This window comes from Achromobacter sp. AONIH1 (genome assembly GCF_002902905.1).
Lineage (GTDB): Bacteria > Pseudomonadota > Gammaproteobacteria > Burkholderiales > Burkholderiaceae_B > Achromobacter.
Map to the genome: position 1 here is coordinate 1,059,740 of NZ_CP026124.1, position 18,844 is coordinate 1,078,583.

The 18,844-nt window shown below is 65.7% G+C and carries 19 protein-coding genes; 10 read left to right on the forward strand and 9 right to left on the reverse strand.

Annotation, left to right across the window (positions count from 1 at the left end; genetic code table 11):
- Positions 1-9 precede the first annotated feature (9 nt).
- From C2U31_RS04880 to C2U31_RS04895, 4 genes are all read right to left on the reverse strand, one after another.
- Positions 10-1,779, reverse strand: a complete 1,770-nt coding sequence (locus C2U31_RS04880; RefSeq protein ID WP_103271809.1) for a hybrid sensor histidine kinase/response regulator — start codon at positions 1,777-1,779, stop codon at positions 10-12.
- A gap of 68 nt (positions 1,780-1,847) precedes the next feature.
- Positions 1,848-2,462, reverse strand: a complete 615-nt coding sequence (locus C2U31_RS04885) for an ATP-dependent Clp protease proteolytic subunit (RefSeq protein WP_103271810.1) — start codon at positions 2,460-2,462, stop codon at positions 1,848-1,850.
- Positions 2,463-2,540: 78 nt separating this feature from the next.
- A complete protein-coding gene (locus tag C2U31_RS04890; protein WP_103271811.1) occupies positions 2,541-2,912 on the reverse strand; it encodes an SRPBCC domain-containing protein in 372 nt (123 codons plus the stop codon).
- Positions 2,909-3,223, reverse strand: coding sequence for a helix-turn-helix transcriptional regulator (locus tag C2U31_RS04895; protein ID WP_103271812.1), 315 nt, complete (start codon positions 3,221-3,223; stop codon positions 2,909-2,911). Before C2U31_RS04895 ends, C2U31_RS04890 begins: the two co-directional genes overlap by 4 nt.
- 76 nt (positions 3,224-3,299) lie before the next feature.
- Between C2U31_RS04895 and C2U31_RS04900 the strand changes: the two genes are divergently transcribed.
- Positions 3,300-3,674, forward strand: coding sequence for a hypothetical protein (locus tag C2U31_RS04900; RefSeq protein WP_103271813.1), 375 nt, complete (start codon positions 3,300-3,302; stop codon positions 3,672-3,674).
- A 132-nt stretch (positions 3,675-3,806) separates the two neighbouring features.
- Here C2U31_RS04900 and yidC read toward each other — a convergent pair whose 3' ends face one another.
- The 4 genes from yidC to rpmH form a co-directional block, all read right to left on the reverse strand.
- Positions 3,807-5,501 carry a membrane protein insertase YidC gene (yidC, locus tag C2U31_RS04905; protein ID WP_103271814.1) on the reverse strand — a complete coding sequence of 565 codons (1,695 nt, stop codon included), beginning with the start codon at positions 5,499-5,501 and terminating at the stop codon, positions 3,807-3,809.
- Between the two features lie 49 nt (positions 5,502-5,550).
- Entirely contained in the window at positions 5,551-5,838 is a 288-nt protein-coding gene (gene yidD, locus C2U31_RS04910; RefSeq protein WP_103276255.1) for a membrane protein insertion efficiency factor YidD, read from the reverse strand.
- Between the two features lie 74 nt (positions 5,839-5,912).
- A complete protein-coding gene (locus C2U31_RS04915; RefSeq protein ID WP_103276256.1) occupies positions 5,913-6,284 on the reverse strand; it encodes a ribonuclease P protein component in 372 nt (123 codons plus the stop codon).
- Between the two features lie 109 nt (positions 6,285-6,393).
- Complete coding sequence (gene rpmH, locus C2U31_RS04920) at positions 6,394-6,528, reverse strand: 50S ribosomal protein L34 (protein ID WP_006228069.1); 135 nt, start codon at positions 6,526-6,528, stop codon at positions 6,394-6,396.
- Between the two features lie 360 nt (positions 6,529-6,888).
- Between rpmH and dnaA the strand changes: the two genes are divergently transcribed.
- The 5 genes from dnaA to C2U31_RS04945 all read left to right on the forward strand — a co-directional run bounded on the left by dnaA (position 6,889) and on the right by C2U31_RS04945 (position 14,023).
- Positions 6,889-8,337 (forward strand): chromosomal replication initiator protein DnaA, encoded by a 1,449-nt coding sequence (dnaA, locus tag C2U31_RS04925; protein WP_103271815.1) that lies wholly within the window; start codon positions 6,889-6,891, stop codon positions 8,335-8,337.
- Positions 8,338-8,339: 2 nt separating this feature from the next.
- Complete coding sequence (gene dnaN, locus C2U31_RS04930) at positions 8,340-9,449, forward strand: DNA polymerase III subunit beta (RefSeq protein WP_199770955.1); 1,110 nt, start codon at positions 8,340-8,342, stop codon at positions 9,447-9,449.
- A gap of 94 nt (positions 9,450-9,543) precedes the next feature.
- Complete coding sequence (gene gyrB, locus C2U31_RS04935; protein WP_103271817.1) at positions 9,544-11,991, forward strand: DNA topoisomerase (ATP-hydrolyzing) subunit B; 2,448 nt, start codon at positions 9,544-9,546, stop codon at positions 11,989-11,991.
- A gap of 480 nt (positions 11,992-12,471) precedes the next feature.
- Complete coding sequence (locus tag C2U31_RS04940; RefSeq protein ID WP_103271818.1) at positions 12,472-12,960, forward strand: hypothetical protein; 489 nt, start codon at positions 12,472-12,474, stop codon at positions 12,958-12,960.
- A gap of 121 nt (positions 12,961-13,081) precedes the next feature.
- Positions 13,082-14,023, forward strand: a complete 942-nt coding sequence (locus C2U31_RS04945) for a hypothetical protein (RefSeq protein WP_158658315.1) — start codon at positions 13,082-13,084, stop codon at positions 14,021-14,023.
- Positions 14,024-14,066: 43 nt separating this feature from the next.
- Here C2U31_RS04945 and C2U31_RS04950 read toward each other — a convergent pair whose 3' ends face one another.
- Positions 14,067-14,990 carry a LysR family transcriptional regulator gene (locus C2U31_RS04950; protein ID WP_103271820.1) on the reverse strand — a complete coding sequence of 308 codons (924 nt, stop codon included), beginning with the start codon at positions 14,988-14,990 and terminating at the stop codon, positions 14,067-14,069.
- A 316-nt stretch (positions 14,991-15,306) separates the two neighbouring features.
- Between C2U31_RS04950 and C2U31_RS04955 the strand changes: the two genes are divergently transcribed.
- The 4 genes from C2U31_RS04955 (at position 15,307) to C2U31_RS04970 (ending at position 18,811) form a co-directional block, all read left to right on the forward strand.
- Complete coding sequence (locus C2U31_RS04955) at positions 15,307-15,999, forward strand: hydrolase (RefSeq protein WP_103271821.1); 693 nt, start codon at positions 15,307-15,309, stop codon at positions 15,997-15,999.
- Between the two features lie 117 nt (positions 16,000-16,116).
- The gene (locus tag C2U31_RS04960) at positions 16,117-17,706 is read left to right on the forward strand and encodes an MFS transporter (RefSeq protein ID WP_103271822.1); all 1,590 of its coding nucleotides are present in this window, start codon (positions 16,117-16,119) and stop codon (positions 17,704-17,706) included.
- A 92-nt stretch (positions 17,707-17,798) separates the two neighbouring features.
- Positions 17,799-18,503, forward strand: a complete 705-nt coding sequence (locus C2U31_RS04965; protein WP_103271823.1) for a pirin family protein — start codon at positions 17,799-17,801, stop codon at positions 18,501-18,503.
- Between the two features lie 29 nt (positions 18,504-18,532).
- Positions 18,533-18,811: a XapX domain-containing protein gene (locus tag C2U31_RS04970; protein ID WP_103271824.1), complete on the forward strand. Its 279-nt coding sequence runs from the start codon at positions 18,533-18,535 to the stop codon at positions 18,809-18,811.
- The last annotated feature ends 33 nt before the right edge of the window (positions 18,812-18,844 follow it).

An 18,844-nucleotide genomic window follows, 5' to 3' on the forward strand; every position in this document is an offset into this window, starting at 1 on the left:
TCCGGCGCTTCAGGCCAGCAGGCGCGCGATGGTGCTGCGCAGCCGGTCCGGATCGACCGGTTTGTTCTGCATGGGCCAGCCATGTTCGGCCACTTCGGCCAGGCGCTGCGGGTCGGTGTCGCCGCTGACCAGCAGCGCCGGGATGGCCTCGTCGTTGTATTCCTCGTGCAGGCGCTTGATGGCGTCGATGCCCGTCTGGTGCTCGCGCAGGCGGTAGTCGCTGATGATCAGCGAGACGCGGTCCATGTCCTGCGCGGTCTGCAACAGCAGCTCATCGACGCTGCCGGCCGCCAGCACGCGGTAGCCCCACCCTTCCAGCAGCAATTGCAGGCCGAGGCGGCTTTGGACGTCGTCTTCGATGACCAGCACCAGCGGCTCGCGGCCGTGCGTCGGCAAGGCGGCGGGCTGCGGTTCGTCCGCCTGGGCCGGGGCCTGCGCCTGGGGATCGGCCAGCGGCAGCGTCAGGCTGAACACGGTGCCGCGGCCCGGCCAGGAGCGCAGGCCCAGCGGGTGGCCGAGCAGCCGGGCCGTGCGCTGCACGATCGCCAGCCCCAGGCCCAGGCCCTTGCCGCGGTCGCGTTCGGGGTTGCCCAGCTGATGGAATTCCCAGAAGACGCGCTCCTGTTCGTGCAAGGGAATGCCCGGGCCGCTGTCCCAGACCTCCACGCGCAGCGCGTCGCCGTCTCGGCGGCAGCCGACCAGCACGCCGCCGCGCTCGGTGTGATGGATGGCGTTGTGGATCAGGTTGCGCAGGATGCGGTCCAGCAGCGCCGGGTCCGACGAGACCGTGGCCGCCAGCGGCCGCAAGCGCAGGCGCAGCGATTTTGCCTGCGCCTGCGGCGCGAACTCGTGATGCAGGCGATCGAGCACGTCGGCGATCGCCACCGGCTGCACCTGCGGACGCACCACGCCCGCGTCCAGCCGCGAGAGGTTGAGCAGGCCATCGAACAGGCCGCCCAGCGCCTGCACCGCGCGCGAGATGCTGTCCACCAGCTGGCGGCTCTGCGCGGGCAGCGCATGCCCCTTCAGCACGCCGACGAACAGGCTCAGCGCATGCACGGGCTGGCGCAGGTCGTGGCTGGCGGCCGCCAGGAAGCGCGACTTGGCCAGGTCGCTGCGTTCGGCCGCCATCTTCTCGTTCTGCAGCCGCTGCAGCAGGTCCAGGTTCTCGAAGCGCAGGCTCAGCGAATCGAGCTGCGTGCGATGCATGCGATGGGCGAAGGTCAGCGACACGGCCAGGTACAGCAGGCCGGCGACGCCCATCACCGTGAGCAGCGTTTGATCCAGCGCCGTCAGCATCAGCAGCATGGGCAGGAAGTACGGCAGCAGGAAGCTGTAGAGGACCGGCAGATCGATGCAGTACGCATAGATGGCGCCCGTGCCCATGGTCAGCAGCGCGATGATCAGGAACATCTGGTGCGGCAGCGGCACGTGCTGCAGCCAGTACGCCGTCGGCAGGCCCCAGGCCAGGCCGCTGGCCAGCACCCCGACCAGCGTGATGCGGCGCCAGCGCCGCACCCGGGGGTTGTCGTTGATGCCGGGCTCGCCCTCGACCGGCCGGAAGCGGCGCATGGCATGCCAGCGCAAGGCGGACAGCGCCAGGTTGCCGAGCGCCCACCAGGCCAGCTGCGCATGCGGCACCACGTCCTGCAATGCCGCGATCACCAGGGCCATGGTCAGCAGCATGCCCGCCAGCGTGAACGGCAGGTTGCGGCGCAGGACCACCACGCAGGCGGCGAAAACGGGGTCGCGGACGGGGTCGGGACGGGCGGCGGGCATCGCGTTCGAGGCGGATGGGGAACGCGGACATTGTCGTCTGGTTCGCCGCGTCCGGCCAGGGGCGTTGTTCAGCCCCGCGCGTCCTCGCTCGCGCGGTCGCGGTACACGCGGTCGATCAGGCCCCACTCGATGGCTTCGTCGGCTGTCAGGTAGCGGTCGCGGTCCAGGCTGCGCTCGACGTCCTCATAGCTGCGGCCGCAATGCTCGGCGTACAGCCGGATGACGCGGTCCTTGGTGCGCTGCATTTCCTCGGCGTGGATCATGATGTCCGAGGCCTGGCCCTGGAAGCCGCCCAGCGGCTGGTGCACGTGCATGCTGGCGTTGGGCAGCGCGGCCCGTTCGCCCGGCTCGCCGGCCATCAGCAGCAGCGAGCCCATGGAGCGCGCCGTGCCCATGCACAGCGTGTGCACGGGCGACTTGATGAACTGCATGGTGTCGTACATGGCCAGGCCGCTGGTGATCACGCCGCCGGGCGAATTGATGTACAGGTGGATGGGCTTGCCGGGATGCTCGGCCTCCAGGAACAGCAGCTGCGCGCACACCAGCGCCGAAACTGTGTCGTTGACCTCGCCGTTCAGGAACACGATGCGTTCGCGCAGCAGGCGCGAATAGATATCGAACGACCGTTCTCCGCGGCCGGACTGTTCCACCACCATGGGGACGAGCTGCATCGCTCCGCTCATGAGCGAACTCCTTGTGTTGCTTGGGAAAGGGAGGCCGGGGCGGCTCGGCGGCCGGCCCGGAGACCGTTCGGGCGGCCGCTAGGCGGCCATCATCAGCCAGGTCGTGCCGTCGTTGGCGGCCGGCCGCTGGCGGCGTTCCAGGCGCGCGTCGGCCAGCTCATGGATGATCCTGAGGCGCGTGCCGCCCTCGCCGTCCGGCTCGATCTGGAAGGTGACCAGGCTTTCCAGGAACGGCGGCGCGTCGTCGCGCATGCGGTAGCGGATTTCTTCCTCGTGCGTGACCGAGACGGGATCGGGGTCGGAAACGACCGCATCGGGTAGCCACTGCTCGCGCAGCGCGGGGATGCTGACGGCGCGCCAGACCTGTGACGGCGGCGCATCCAGCGTGTATTCGAGCACCAGCGCGTCGGCCTGCTCGTCCTGCGTGTCCTGGGCGGGGGTGTCGTTCATTGATCCATGTCCTTGAGCAAGGCCTTCAGGGCGTCCACGCGCGCCGGCCAGTAGGCGCGGTACTTCGACAGCCAGCCGGCGATCAGCGCCAGGCCGTCGGGATCGACTTCGTAGTTCACAAAGCGGCCTTGCCGCTCTTCGCGCACCAGCCCGGCCTTGCGCAGCACCGCCAGGTGCTGGGACATGGCGGACTGGCTGATGTCCATGCCCACCCGCAGGGCGCTGGCGTTCATGCCGCCGGGCGCCAGCTTCTCGAAGATGGCGCGGCGGGTCGGATCGGCCAGGGCCTTGAAGATGTCGTTTTCGATCATGACAACACATTAGCATTGGCTAATGTGATTGGCAAGCGGGCTATCATGCCCTGCCTTCTTCCTCCCTTTTTCGCGCATGTATCCGTACCTTTCCAAGTACGAATGGCTGGCCATGGCCGATGAGCTGTTGCGCCATCAGGCGCCCGACGTGGTGGACCTGTGCGTGCGCTTTTTCCTGGCCGAATCGCGCGGGGTGTCCGACGGCCGGATCCGGGCGCTGCTGGCGCGCCGCTTCAAGCACTGCCAGCTGGGACGGACCCACCGCGATCAGCTGGTGGCCTGCATCGCCCGGCGCCTGACCGAGGGCAATTTCTCGGAGCAGTTCAAGGATCAGCTGCGCCTGGCCCTGCTCCTGGACCGCCAGGCCATCCTGGCCGCCGCCGCCGGCTGCGCGCATCGGCGCGCGTATGTCCGGCAGTACGCGCTGTGGGTGCTGGCGCACGCGCCATAGGCGGCTGGCGGTATTGCCAGCGGCATCATCCGAAGTCCGCCGCGCGTCGAGGCGGCAGCGGTGGTTCCAGGGTGACGCAGCCAAGAAAAAACCGGCCCCTGGAGGCCGGTTTTTCATTGCCGTGTTCCGCGATCAGCGGCTTGCGGCGGCTTCGGTCTTGCGCTGGATGGCCCGGGTGATGGACCACTGCTGCAGGATCGACAGCGTGTTGTTCACGCACCAGTACAGCACCAGGCCGGCCGGGAAGAAGAACATCATCCCGCCGAACACCAGCGGCATGATCATCATGACCTTGGCCTGGACGGGGTCCGGGGGCGTGGGGTTCAGCTTGATCTGCAGGAACATGGTGGCCATCATGATGGCGGGCAGAATGAAGAACGGGTCGCGGATCGACAGGTCGTGCACCCACAGGATCCACGGCGCGCCGCGCATTTCCACGCTGGCCAGCAGCACCCAGTACAGCGAGATGAACACCGGGATCTGCACCACCATCGGCAGGCAGCCGCCCAGCGGGTTGATCTTCTCGGTGCGGTACATCTCCATCATGGCCGCGTTGAGCTTCTGCTTGTCGTCGCCGTACTTTTCCTTCAGCGCCTGCAGGCGCGGAGCGACCTGCTTCATGCGGGCCATCGAGCGGTAGCTCGCCGAGGCCAGCGGGTAGAACAGCGCCTTGATCAGCACGGTCAGCGCGACGATGGTCCAGCCCCAGTTGCCCAGCAGCGAGTGCAGCCAGGTCATCAGCGTGAACAGCGGCTTGGCGATGATGGTCAGCCAGCCGTAGTCGACCACCAGCTCCAGGCCGGGGGCCAGCGCGGCCATGGCCTTCTGGTCCTGCGGGCCGACCCACAGGTGCGAGTCGACGCGCGACGCGGCGCCCGGGGCGATCTCGCCCACGGCCTCGATGCTGCGGGCCGCGTACAGGTTCTTCTGCACCTCGACCACTTCGTTGTTGCGCGGCTTGCCTTGCGGCGGCACCCAGGCGGTGGCGAAGTAGTGCTGGACGATGGCGATCCAGCCGTTGTCGGCCTGTTTGATGTAGTTGGCCTTCTTCTTCTCGATATCGCTGAAGGTCATCTTCTGGAACTTGTCCTGTTCCGAGTAGACCGCGATGCCGGTGAACGTGTGATAGAAGCTGGACGTGTCGGCCGGATCGTTGCCGTCGCGCTCGAGCTGCAGGTACAGCGAGGGCTTCACGGCGGCGGCGCCGACGTTGGCCAGGTCATGGCGCACGTCGATGTCGTAGCGGCCACGGTGCAGCGTGAAGGTCTTGGTGACTTTCAGGCCGCCGGACTCGCCTTCGAAGGCCACGACCAGGCTGTCGCCGCTGAGCTGGCGCTCGGTCGAGACCACGCGGAACGGGGTCTGGTGCGTGGGGAAGCTCTGGCCGTCGGGCGCGCCGACCACACCGGTCTGCGCCACGTAGTTCAGGCCGGCGCTGCGGTCCAGCAGCACCGTAGGCTTGTCGGCCTGGCCGGTTGCCGGATACTTCAGCAGCTCGGCGCGCACCAGCTGGGCGCCCATCGTGTCGAAGGTCAGGCGCAGCACGTCGGTGGTGACCACGACTTCCTCGGAACGGGCCGGGGCGGCAGCGGCCGAACCGGGCACCGCCGAGGTCGAGGCGGACGGCGTGGCATTGGCGGGCGCGTTCGGCACCGAGGGGGTGGCGTTGTTGCCGGCGGCGGCCTGTTGCTGGCCGTCGGCGGTGGCAGCCGCGGGCGCGGGCCCGCCGAACAGCGACGGCTTGCCGTTATGGATCTGCCAGTTGTTCCAAAGAAGCAACAGCGAGAAGGAAAAAATCATCCAGAGGACGGTTCGTCGGATATCCATTGGTGCCTACTGAAGTGAATACGGGCCAGCAAAGCCCGCCAGTTTAGCGTCAATCATGCCTGCTGCGGTGGCTGTGGGAGCAGCCCTCGCCGCACTTGGTTCCCTTGCCCGGCGCTTGTCGGGAAGGCGGAACCGGGTCCAGACCGCCCGGCGACCACGGATGGCAGCGCCCGATGCGCCGGGCCGCCAGCCAGAAGCCGCGCCAGGCGCCATGGCGTTCGATCGCTTCGATCGCATACGCCGAGCAGGTGGGGGTGAAACGGCATTGCCGGCCGATCCAGGGGCTCAAAAAAAAGCGATAGAACCGGATCGGGGCGATGAGCAGCGCCGCCGCCAGGCCACGGCCGCTCCGGGGGCGGGCCGCCGAACGTGGCGACGGGTCGGATTCTGGGGTGTCAGGCCCTGCCCCGCTCATCGCGCGATCCGCTCAAAGTGAGCGTCTACTTCGGCGCGAACCGTCTGTTTAAGCACGGTGAGCGTGGCGGGAGGCATCTTGCATTGCAGGCGCACGACGTAGTCTTTGGCCGGCAGCGCCAGGCGCCGGTGGCGGAACGCTTCGCGGATGACCCGCTTGATGGCGTTGCGCGTGGAGGCGCGGGCGGCGAACCGCTTGGCGATGATCAGGCCCAGGCGGGCGCAGGCCTCCTGGCCGGGGGGGAGATCGTTGGGAGCGGCGCTCACAACGAAGAACGCCCCTCGGGCCAGACGCCGGCCTTTCAGCGCGGCGGCGAACTCGGAGGGGCGATGCAGCCGCGCCTCCGGGGGAAGCGTGGCGCGCGGCATGGACTGCAGGTCGGACGCTTGCGTCGGACCCGGCTGGGATTGCGAGAATTCCTGCAATGTGGCCGGTCCGGGCAAGAAGCCGGGGTTTCCGGAAAACCGGAACCCGGACTTAGACGGCCAGGCGCTTGCGGCCCTTGGCGCGGCGGGCGCTCAGGATGGCGCGGCCGGCGCGGGTCTTCATGCGCACGCGGAAACCATGGGTGCGCTTGCGACGGGTGACGGAAGGTTGGTAGGTGCGTTTCATGGACGATCCACAAAAAGAACAAAAGTCAGAAGGGACCTGCCCGGAGGGTTCCTGATCGCTTATCCACAAAGCGGGTATCTGCAAGAAGCGCGGCCGGCGGGCCGATAAGCATGCCGGCGAGGGCGCGATCTTGAGACGGGGCTTCGGGCCGGGATTTACCCCGGGCGATATTCAGCAAGGCTCGTGTTCGAGGCCTTCTGCGAAACCTTCTGACAGACAGAATTCGGAAAAGCCCACCATTTCAGCAAGTTTTCCCTGTCTTGTCAAACAGTTAAGGGCCGGGCCAAGTGCCAGTCCCGTCCCGCCCTGTGGATAACCCATGCCCAGGCAAGGTAGAATCGAGGTTTGAATAAGAGCGACATGAAAGAATTCTGGCAGACCTGCGTCAGTCGTCTTGAGCAGGAACTCCCCCCCCAACAAATCAGCGCGTGGATACGACCGCTGGTCCCGCTTGCGTACGACGAAACGCAGGCGGTGCTGCGCGTTGCCGCGCCCAACCGCTTCAAGCTGGATTGGGTGCGGAAGAATTTCTCCCACCAGATCGAAGCGTTGGCCGCGGAGTGGTTCGAGCGGCCGGTGCAGGTGCAGTTCGAGCTGCCCAGCCATGGCGCCACGCCGCGCATGCCGGTGGCTCCGGTGCGCCCTGCCGCGACGCAGGGCGCCGCGCCCACGGGGGGCGCGCCGCCGCCCGCCGCGGCGCCGCCGCCTGCGATGGTTGCGCAGACCGCCGCCGCTTCCAACGCGGCCGCCGCTGTCAACGCCGACGCCGCCAACATCGTGTACGAGCGCTCGCGCCTGAACACCGATCTGACCTTCGAAAACTTCGTGACCGGCAAGGCCAACCAACTGGCCCGCGCCGCCGCGCTGCAGGTGGCCGAGAACCCCGGCACGTCCTACAACCCGCTGTTCCTGTACGGCGGCGTGGGCCTGGGCAAGACCCACCTGATCCACGCCATCGGCAACGCCATGGTCGCGGCCGGCACCGGGGTGCGCGTGCGCTACGTGCATGCCGACCAATACGTGTCCGACGTGGTCAAGGCCTACCAGCGCAAGGCGTTCGACGATTTCAAGCGCTACTACCATTCGCTGGACCTGCTGCTGATCGACGACATCCAGTTCTTCTCCGGCAAGAACCGCACGCAGGAAGAGTTCTTCTACGCCTTCGAGGCGATGGTGGCGCAGCGCAAGCAGATCATCATCACCAGCGACACGTATCCGAAGGAACTGTCGGGCATCGACAGCCGCCTGATCTCGCGCTTCGATTCCGGCCTGACGGTGGCGATCGAGCCGCCCGAGCTGGAAATGCGGGTGGCGATCCTGCTGCGCAAGGCCGAGTCCGAGGGCGTGCCCATGCCCGAGGAAGTGGCGTTCTTCATCGCCAAGCATCTGCGCAGCAACGTCCGCGAACTGGAAGGCGCGCTGCGCAAGGTGCTGGCGTATGCCCGCTTCCACGGCCGCGACGTGCTCACGGTGGATGTCTGCAAGGAAGCGCTGAAGGACCTGCTGTCGGTGTCCAACGGCCAGATCACGGTCGAGAACATCCAGAAGACCGTGGCGGACTTCTACAAGATCAAGGTGGCCGACATGTATTCGAAACGCCGGCCCGCCAATATCGCCTTGCCGCGCCAGGTCGCCATGTACCTGGCCAAGGAGCTGACCCAGAAAAGCCTGCCGGAAATCGGTGATCTGTTCGGTGGCCGCGACCACACCACGGTACTGCACGCCGTGCGCAAGATATCCGACGCCCGCGCCAAGCAAGCGGAACTCAACCATACCCTGCACGTGTTGGAACAAACTCTAAAAGGATGAACATGCAACTCGTACAAACCACACGCGATGCATTGCTGAAACCGCTGTCGACTGTGGCGGGCATCGTCGAAAGACGCCATACCCTGCCCATCCTGGCGAACATCCTGATGCGCAAGGAAGGCAACAAGGTTGCCTTCATCGCCACCGACCTGGAAGTGCAGATCACCACGCATGCCGACTTCGGCGTGGGCCAGGACAACGAGTCCACCACGGTGGCGGCGCGCAAGTTGCTGGACATCCTCAAGGCCCTGCCCGACACGGGCGAGGTCAAGCTGGCGCTGGCCAGCAACAAGCTTTCCGTGCAGTCGGCCAAGAGCCGCTTCGCGCTGCAGACGCTGGCCGCCAGCGAGTTCCCCACCGTGGCCCAGCCCGAGCAGTGGGACGTGTCGCTGACGCTGCCGCAGCGCACGCTGCGCCACCTGTTCAACATGGTGCACTTCGCCATGGCGCAGCAGGACATCCGCTACTACCTGAACGGCATGCTGCTGGTGTTCGAACCGGGCCGCGTGCGCGCCGTGGCCACCGATGGCCACCGCCTGGCGCACTGCTCCACCGAGGCCGACGGCATCAAGGAACGCCACGAAGTCATCGTGCCGCGCAAGACCGTGCTGGAAATGCAGCGCCTGCTGGAAGACTCCGACGAGCCCGTCTCCATCGACGTGGCGCCGGGCCAGATCCGTTTCCGTTTCGGCGACGTCGAGCTGGTGTCCAAGCTGGTCGAAGGCAAGTTCCCCGATTTCACGCGCGTGATTCCCACGAACTACTCGCGTCATTTCCTGGTCGGCCGCGAAGCGCTGCAAGGCAGCCTGCAACGCGCCGCCATTCTGACCACGGACAAGTTCAAGGGCGTGCGCTTGCAGCTGGCGCAGAACCAGATGAAGATCTCGTCCTCCAACGCCGAGCAGGAAGAGGCGCAGGAAGAAATCGACATCGACTACGGCCATGAGCCGCTGGACGTGGGCTTCAACGTCGGCTACCTGCTCGACGTGCTGTCGAACGTCAAGGTCGACAACATCCAGTGGTCGGTCATGCCCGACGCCAACGCGTCCGCGCTCATCACCCTGCCCGAAGACGACCAGTTCAAGTACGTCGTCATGCCCATGCGGATCTAATCCGCCATTACGTGGGTTTGTGCCGCCCGCGGGCCAGCGCGCCCGCCGGCGGTCCGGCCGCCAGGCCGTTCTTTAAAGCTTTATCGAAACAGACATGTCAGATCAGCAGAACACTACTCCCGAGAACAGCGGCTACGGCGCTGACTCGATCAAGATGCTCAAAGGGCTGGAGGCCGTGCGCAAGCGCCCCGGCATGTACATCGGCGACACGTCCGACGGCACCGGCTTGCACCACATGGTGTTCGAGGTCGTGGACAACGCCATCGACGAAGCCCTGGCGGGCTATTGCGACGACATCGTCGTCACGATCCACACCGACAACTCGATCTCGGTGACGGACAACGGTCGCGGCATCCCCACCGACATCCACAAGGACGACGAATTCCACCGCAGCGCGGCCGAAATCGTCATGACCGAGCTGCACGCCGGCGGCAAGTTCGACCAGAACTCGTACAAGGTCTCCGGTGGCCTGCACGGCGTGGGCGTGTCCTGCGTCAACGCGCTGTCCGAATGGCTGCGCCTGACCATCCGCCGCAACGGCGAAGTGCACCAGATGGAATTCCGCCAGGGCGAGCGCGTCGCGCCCCTGGCCGTGACCGGCACGACCGACAAGCGCGGCACCGAAGTGCGCTTCCTGGCCGACCCGATCATCTTCAACAACATCGAGTACCACTACGAGATCCTCTCCAAGCGCCTGCGCGAGCTTTCGTTCCTGAACAACGGCGTCAAGATCCGCCTGATCGACCAGCGCCAGGGCAAGGAAGAGAACTTCGCCTTCTCCGGCGGCGTGAAGGGCTTCGTCGAATACATCAACCGCAGCAAGACCGTGCTGCACCCGAACGTGTTCTCGGTCACCACCGAGTCCTCGGCCGGCGGCGTGACGGTGGGCGTGGAAGTGGCGATGCAGTGGAACGACAGCTACAGCGAAAGCGTGCTGTGCTTCACCAACAACATCCCGCAGCGCGACGGCGGCTCGCACCTGACCGGCCTGCGCGCGGCCATGACCCGCATCATCAACAAGTACATCACCGACAACGAGCTGGCCAAGAAGGCCAAGGTCGAGACGTCCGGCGACGACATGCGCGAAGGCCTGGCCTGCGTGCTGTCGGTGAAGGTGCCCGAACCCAAGTTCAGCAGCCAGACCAAGGACAAGCTGGTCTCCAGCGAAGTGCGCCCGGCCGTCGAAGAAGCCGTGGCCCGCACGCTGGAAACCTGGCTGCTGGAACACCCCAACGACGCCAAGGCGCTGTGCGCCAAGATCGTCGAGGCCGCCCGCGCCCGCGAAGCCGCGCGCAAGGCGCGCGAGATGACGCGCCGCAAGAGCGTGCTGGAAGGCGCCGGCCTGCCCGGCAAGCTGGCCGACTGCCAGGAAAAAGACCCGGCGCTGTGCGAGCTGTACATCGTCGAGGGCGACTCCGCAGGCGGCTCGGCCAAGCAGGGCCGCGACCGCAAGTTCCAGGCCATCCTGCCGCTGCGCGGCAAGGTGCTGAACGTCGAGAAGGCGCGCTTCGACCGCCTGATCGCCAGCGAGCAGATCGCCACGCTGATCACCGCGCTGGGCACCAGCATCGGCCCCGACTTCAACGTCGACAAGCTGCGCTACCACCGCCTCATCATCATGACCGACGCGGACGTCGACGGCGCGCACATCCGCACCCTGCTGCTGACGCTGCTGTACCGCCAGATGCCCGAGCTGGTGCAGCGCGGCTACGTCTACATCGCCCAGCCGCCGCTGTACAAGGTCAAGGTCGGCCGCGAAGAGCGCTATCTGAAGGATGACCAGGAAGAAGCGCAGTTCATGCTGCAGCTGGCCCTGAAGGACGCCGAGATCATCTCCGGTGGCAACATCATCCGCGGCGACGAGCTCAACGACCTGGCCCGCCAGTACGTGGCCGCCGACGGCGTGATCGCGCGCCTGTCGCGCGTGTTCGACCCGGCCGCGCTGTCGGCCATGGCCGAAGGCGTCGAGATCAACCTGGACACGGCCGAAGCCGCCGCCGACTCGGCCAAGCGCCTGGCCGGCGCGCTGCGCGACCCGGTCAGCGGCAATGGCGTGGAGATCGTGGCCGAGTTCGACCCGGCCACCGAGCGCCATCGCCTGTCGATCCAGCGCATGCACCACGGCAACGTGCGCGTCAGCATCATCGACGCGGACTTCATCAACGGCTCCGACTACGGCGTGCTGTCGCGCGCCGCCAAGAGCTTCTCCGGCAAGGTCCTGCCGCGTTCGCTGGCCGCGCGCGGCGAAGGCGACAAGCGCAAGGAGCAGACCGTGTCCGACTTCCGCGAAGCCATGCTGTGGCTGCGCAGCGAAGCCGACCGCAGCATCTCCAAGCAACGCTACAAGGGCCTGGGCGAAATGAACCCCGAGCAGCTGTGGGAAACCACGATGGACCCCAAGGTGCGCCGCCTGCTGCGCGTGCAGATCGAGGACGCCATCGCGGCCGACGAGGTCTTCACCACGCTGATGGGTGATGATGTGGAGCCGCGTCGGAACTTCATCGAGGCGCATGCCTTGTCGGCGGGGAATATTGATGTGTAAGCCGTAAATCCCGCTGGAATTTACAGTTTTCCCAAAATTGTAGGCATCACACGGAAAACCCCAACCGAGAACGGTTGGGGTTTTTGTTTTGGCGAATGGTGAAGCGCTGCATCAAAGATCCCATAAACCAACTGTTTCAGCAGAATGTCCGCGAGCATCGCCAAGATCCAAAAGCACGACGCTTCATCTGTCTGGGTCTTGAGCAAGTGGTTGGTGCAGGCATCATCGAAAAGTGCATCCTTGCTGTGCCGTTCGTTGATCTTCGCCGATTCTTCGTAGAGTAAAGTGGAGCAACTTGGCCGAATTTCGCACTCTTGATGGTGGCGAGTTGTCAACCAAAGCTTGGCATATTCAAACTCTCGTCACAATGATCTTTAATATGCAAGCCACTGCGGTGATCTTATCGACAGGCCTTGAGCTGCTTGCTGTCCACCGGACGTTTCTACATTGGCGCATTGAAAGGAAGAGGGTATATACCAGATGGTGTTCGAGACAGCGATTGTTGCTGCCCTGATAGCTGCGGTCGCCGCGCTGATAGCTGCGAGACATACGTCGCAGTCGACTTCTCGTCAGTCGAAGAGGGACAAGAAGGCTGAGTTCCTCTTCAGAAGAGCAGAGATGGGGCATTCGCGAAAGTTAGAGCTCTACGCAAGAGCATTTGAGATTACCGGGAAACTCTCCAAGCACATCCTTCTGGTGAAGAATAGCGCGATCCCGAAGAGGTACTTTGATGAAGTTAAAGATGATCTTCTGGATTGGGAAAATAAGTGTGGTGCGATTTTCACCGATGATACGTTGCGTGCATATCGGGCTCTTCTCTTGGCCTTGTCGGCACCGGCAAAAAGCGATGGGCAAATGTCACGGGGTGCTAAGAATGAGGTCTGGCGTAAGCGTGTGTGGCTTCGTGGCTGCCTCAAAGCGGAGCTCACTGGTACGGATAAAGCACTGCTTGCGCTGGATGAAGAATAAGATCTGTCACAACAGCGTTGAGCGGGATGTTCGCTCAGCAGCTGTGTGTCACACAGGCAGCGCAGAGCCCCATACGCCTCAGGCTATGGGGTTCTTGTACTTTCCAGATCTATGAATTTTCGTGATTTTCGACTCAGTTCGTCCAACCAAACCTATGAAAGACTTTTCCGGCCATATTCAGACTCAGCAGTTCATCACCTGGTTGAGCACACGCATCGACGGCAGTGCCAGATTGGATTTCAAGCATGTAGATGGCAACTTCGCCACCTTGTCGGACGCGCGTGATGCCTACCAATGGCCGCCGAAGCGCAAGACCGTTCCCACGCCGACTGGCGCTCTCGAGTTGGAGGCCAATGCCAGCCTGGCAGCGAATCAACGGGTGCTGGACAGGTTGGGCCAGGGGCTGCGCGATTGTCTTGCCGCGCCCGCAATCGACGAGGTGTTGCTGGCTCAGTGGATCAAGGCTGTTCTGTTTTGGGGCGGTGTCTACACGCGCCATCGCAATGGCGGTGGCAATGCGGGATGGCTCGACGATCGCGTGCAAGCCGAGGATCTGGCGGTGAATCTGCGCGCCGCGCTGGCCGCCCTGACTGACGCCTCCGTGTATTTTGATCGGGGCCCGACTGATCTGCGTTCGAACGCCGGCCTGACGAAGGTGTATTCCCTGGTACTGGACGATTTCATCATCTACGATAGCCGGGTGGCGGCGGCATTGGCATGGCTGGTAACAGTCTGGGGGCGTGAAGCGGGTGGTGTTCCGGATCATCTGAAGTTCGCCTGCATGCGAGCAAACGAAGGCAATAAGAAGGGCAAGGCGCCCGGATCCGAGAAACTTCGTTCACCCGATACTGAGCATTTCCCGTACTTTGCGCCATCCGTCCTGCAACGTAGTCACTGGCGGCACGCCGTATGGAACTTGCGCGCCAATTATGTGCTGGCAGAGGCACTCGCGCAGGCTTGCCGACGTCGGCCCGATCTGGCGGCAGCTGGTTTTCAGACCGTGAGGGACGTCGAGGCCGCGCTGTTCGTCATGGGCGCGGATCTGCGGCACGCATTAGGCTAGGCCGCCACAACGGAAGCGGGCGTATTAATGCCTCCTCCGTCCTTCACCCCTGCACGTCACCCGCCCAAGGCTGCGCCGTCAACCGCTCCGCCAGATACTCGATCAGCGCCTGCACCCGGGCCGGACGCCGTCTCCCTGGCGGCGTGACGATATGCAGCGCGATCGGATCGACCCGCCAGTCATCCATGGCCGTTTCCAGCACGCCCGATTGCAGGTCTTCCCAGGCCAGGAACTCCGGCTGCAGGGCCAGTCCATTGCCGGCGCGCAAGGCCGGCGCCAGGGCTTCGGCGTTGTTCACGTTCAGGCGCGTCGGCAGGGCCTGCGAGAACTCGCCGTGCGTCTCGTGGCGGAAGCGCCAGTTCGCGCCGTTGCGCGCGTACATGTATTGCAGGGCCGTGTGCTGCGCCAGGTCGCGCGGATGCCTGGGTCGGCCCGCGCGCTTGAAGTAGGCAGGCGAGCCCACCAGCAGGATGCGCACCGAGCACAGGCGCCGGGCCAGCAGCGTGGAGTCGACCAGGTTCGAGATGCGCAGCGCCAGGTCGAAGCGCTCGGACACCAGGTCCGACTGCTTGTCGCTGAACTCGATCTCCAGTTCCACCTCGGGATGCGCCTGCATGAACGGCGGCAGCATCGGCGCCAGGTGCGTGACGCCGAAGGACATGGGCGCGGACAGGCGGATCTTGCCGTGCAGGCTGGTCGATTTCTCGGTCACCTCGGCCTCGACCGCCTCGCCCTCTTCCAGGATGCGCGCGGCGCGTTCCAGCGCCGCGTAGCCGGACTCGGTCAACGACATGCTGCGCGAGGTGCGGTGGAACAGCATGGTCTTCATCTTGGCTTCCAGGCGCGTGATGGCCTTGGATACCGTGGCCTGGGACAGGGCCAGCTCGGCCGCCGCCTTGGCGAACGAGCCGGTGTCGGCGACCTTGGCGAAGATCGCCCACCCTTCCAGATCCGGCAGCTTGTTCATATCTGATTCTCGCAATAACAGTCGCGTCGATGATAGCGGTTGCCTATGTGACGAACAAGAAAACATCGGCCTGGCGGGCCTGGAAAACGTCTCCGTCACAGGGAGCATGCAAAAAATGGAAAGGATGGAATTCCATGGCGCGGATTCTCAGGCGCCTGGCCGATCCCTAATATGCCTCTACCGACAGACGACGTGCACGGGAGCTTCAAGCGGCGCTTCCGACACGATCTGACGGCGCGGGCCCGGACGGCCCGCGCGTTGCCCCGAATTCATGCCGCCGCATTCCCTGAACGATTTCCTGAAAGAGAGACCCGCCATGTCCGCCAACAAGTACCTCGAAGTCCTGACCCCGCAAAACAGCCAGATCATCTTCATCGACCAGCAGCCGCAGATGGCTTTCGGCGTGCAGTCGATCGATCGCCAGACGCTGAAGAACAACGTGGTGGGCCTGGCCAAGGCCGCCCGCGCGTTCAACATCCCGACCACCATCACCACCGTGGAAACCGACGGTTTCTCGGGCAACACCTTTCCCGAACTGCTGGCCGTGTTCCCCGACCACAAGATCCTGGAACGTACCTCGATGAACTCGTGGGACGACCAGAACGTGCGCGACGCGCTGGCCGCCAACGGCCGCAAGAAGATCGTCGTGGCCGGCCTGTGGACCGAGGTCTGCAACACCACCTTCGCGTTGTGCGCCATGCTGGAAGGCGACTACGAGATCTACATGGTGGCCGACGCCTCGGGCGGCACCTCGGCCGACGCCCATAAGTACGCCATGGACCGCATGATCCAGGCCGGCGTGGTGCCGGTGACCTGGCAGCAGGTGATGCTGGAATGGCAGCGCGACTGGGCGCGCAAGGAAACCTATGACGCCGTGACCGGCATCGCCAAGGAACACTCCGGCGCCTACGGCATGGGCATCGACTACGCCGTCACCCATGTGCACAAGCTGGCCGAGCGCGTGACGCACGGCGAACGCATCGGCCCTAACCCGGCCCCGGCCAAGTAAGCCGCCCGCCGGGCTGGCGGTGGCGCCGCCACCGCCAGCCCGGCGCGACTCTTTTCCGAACACCGCAGGCGGCGCGATGAACGCCCCTGGCGACCCCAGACGATCCAGGAGCGTTCCATGCCGCACGGCAACACCCCTAATCCGGCAGGCAGCTTCGCGCCGCTGCGCCAGCCCGTGTTCGCCGTGCTGTGGGCGGCCACGGTGCTGGGCAACGTCGGCAGCTTCATGCGCGACGTGGCCAGCTCCTGGCTGGTGACCGACCTGTCGGCCAGCCCGACCGCCGTGGCGCTGATCCAGACCGCCGCCACGCTGCCCATCTTCCTGCTCGCCATACCGGCCGGCGTGCTGTCCGACATCCTGGACCGCCGCCGCTTCCTGATCTTCGTGCAGCTGCTGCTGGCCTCGGTCAGCGGCACGCTGCTGCTCCTGTCGCACACCGGCGCGCTGACGGTCGACTACCTGATCGCGCTGACCTTCGTCGGCGGCATCGGCGCGGCGCTGATGGGGCCCACCTGGCAATCGATCGTGCCCGAGCTGGTGCCGCGCGCCGATCTCAAGGGCGCGGTCGCGCTCAATTCGCTGGGCATCAATATCGCCCGCGCCATCGGCCCGGCCGCCGGCGGCCTGATCCTGGCCAGTTTCGGCGCGGCCGTGACCTACGGCATGGACGTGCTCAGCTATGTGTTCGTGATCGCCGCCCTGTTGTGGTGGAAGCGCCCCGCCGCCGCCGACAGCACGCTGTCGGAGAACTTCCTGGGCGCGTTCCGCGCCGGCCTGCGCTATACGCGGGCCAGCAAGGAGCTGCACCGCGTGCTGCTGCGCGCCGCCGTGTTCTTCCTGTTCGCCAGCGCCGTGTGGGCCTTGCTGCCGCTGGTGGCGCGCCAGATGCTGGGCGGATCCTCGGGCTTCTACGGCGTGCTGCTGGGCGCGGTGGGCGCGGGGGCGATCCTGGGCGCGCTGCTGCTGCCGCGCCTGGGCAAGCTGGACGCGGACGGCCTGGTGCTGCTGGCGTCCGTGGCCAGCGCGGCCGTGATGGCGGCGCTGGTGTTCGCGCCGCCCAAGTGGCTGGCCGTGCTGCTGCTGGTCGTGCTGGGCATGGGCTGGATCACGGCGCTCACCACCTTCAACAGCGTGGCCCAGGCCATCCTGCCCAACTGGGTGCGCGGCCGTGGCCTGGCGGTGTACCTGACCGTGTTCAACGGCGCCATGGCGGCCGGCAGCCTGGGCTGGGGCCTGGTGGCGCGCGAAATCGGCGTGCCCTACGCGCTGGCGGCCAGCGCCGCCGGCCTGGTCCTGGTCGCGCTGCTGTTTCACCGCGTCCGCTTGCCGGTGGGCGAGGCCGACTTGCAGGCGTCGAACCATTGGCCCGAGCCGCTGGTTGCCGAGCCGGTGGCGCACGATCGCGGCCCGGTGCTGGTGCAGGTGGAGTACCGCATCCGTCAGGCCGACCGCCCCGCCTTCCTGGCCGCCATGAAGCGCCTGTCGCAGGAGCGCCTGCGCGATGGCGCCTATGCCTGGGGCGTGGTCGAGCATACGGGCGACGCGGAGCGGGTGGTCGAATGGTTCTTCGTGGAATCCTGGGCCGAGCATCTGCGCCAGCATCATCGCGTATCGCACGCCGACGCGGACCTGCAAGCCGAAGCGCTGCGCTTTCATGTCGGGCCGGACAAGCCCGAGGTGCATCACTTCCTGGCCTTGAAACACTGACGCCACGGTGCCGGACCGGCGGCAAGGCATGGGCAGCAGCTACCGGTTCGGCGCATCGAATCCGCACACTTCCGACTTCCAGAGGCCCTCTCATGATCGAACGCCGTCCCCTCGCCAGCCTGGGCCATGCCCATCGCGGCTGGTTCGACGTGACGCATCATTTCTCGTTCGCCGGCTACCAGGATCCCGCGCGCATGCGCTGGGGCGCGCTGCGCGCCTGGAACGACGAGACCCTCGCGCCGGACTCGGGCTTTCCGCCGCTGCTGCATACGGATGTGGAGATCATCACCTGCGTGCGCCTGGGCGTGCTGACGCACGAGGACGACCTGGGCAACCGGGGCCGCACGCGGGCCGGCGAGGTGCAGGTCATGAGCGCGGGCAGCGGCCTGACCCATGCCGAGTTCAATATGGAGGGCGGCCCGGCCCGCGCGGTCCAGATCTGGATCGAGCCGGACCGGCGCGGCGCGCCGCCCAGCTGGGGCAGGAAGACCTTCGCCCGCGATGCCTGCCACGGTCATTTCCTGACGCTGGCCAGCGGCATCGCCGGCGACGAGGATGCGTTGCCGATCCGTAGCGATGCCCGCGTGCTGGCCGTCGCGCTCAAGGCGGGCGAGGCGGCCACCTATCGGTTCGCCGGCGGTGCACGTCGCGGTTATCTGGTCGCGTCCAAGGGGCGGCTGACCGTCAATGATGTATCGCTCGAAGATGGCGATGGCGCCGCCATCCGCGACGAAACCACGCTGCGCATCACGGCGCTGGATGATGTTGAAGCCTTGCTGGCGGACACGCTGGCATGAACCGCAATTGTGAATGGACGACTATCCAGATGAAGATCTATCTGCTATCCCTGGGCGCCGGGCTGCTGGTCGGCGTGGTCTATAGCCTGTTGCAGGTGCGTTCGCCCGCGCCGCCGCTGGTGGCGCTGGTCGGCCTGCTTGGCATCCTGGTGGGCGAACAGCTGATTCCGGTGGGCAAGCACATGCTCAACGGCTCGGCCTTCGCCGCCGCCTGCGACAAGGAAAAGACCGTGAGCCATCTGTTCGGGCAGCTGCCCGGCCGGCAGGCCCAGCCCCAACGCCAAGACCAGAACACCGACCAGGGTTGAGCCTTCGCGCCCCTGCCCGATTCCAAGGAGAAA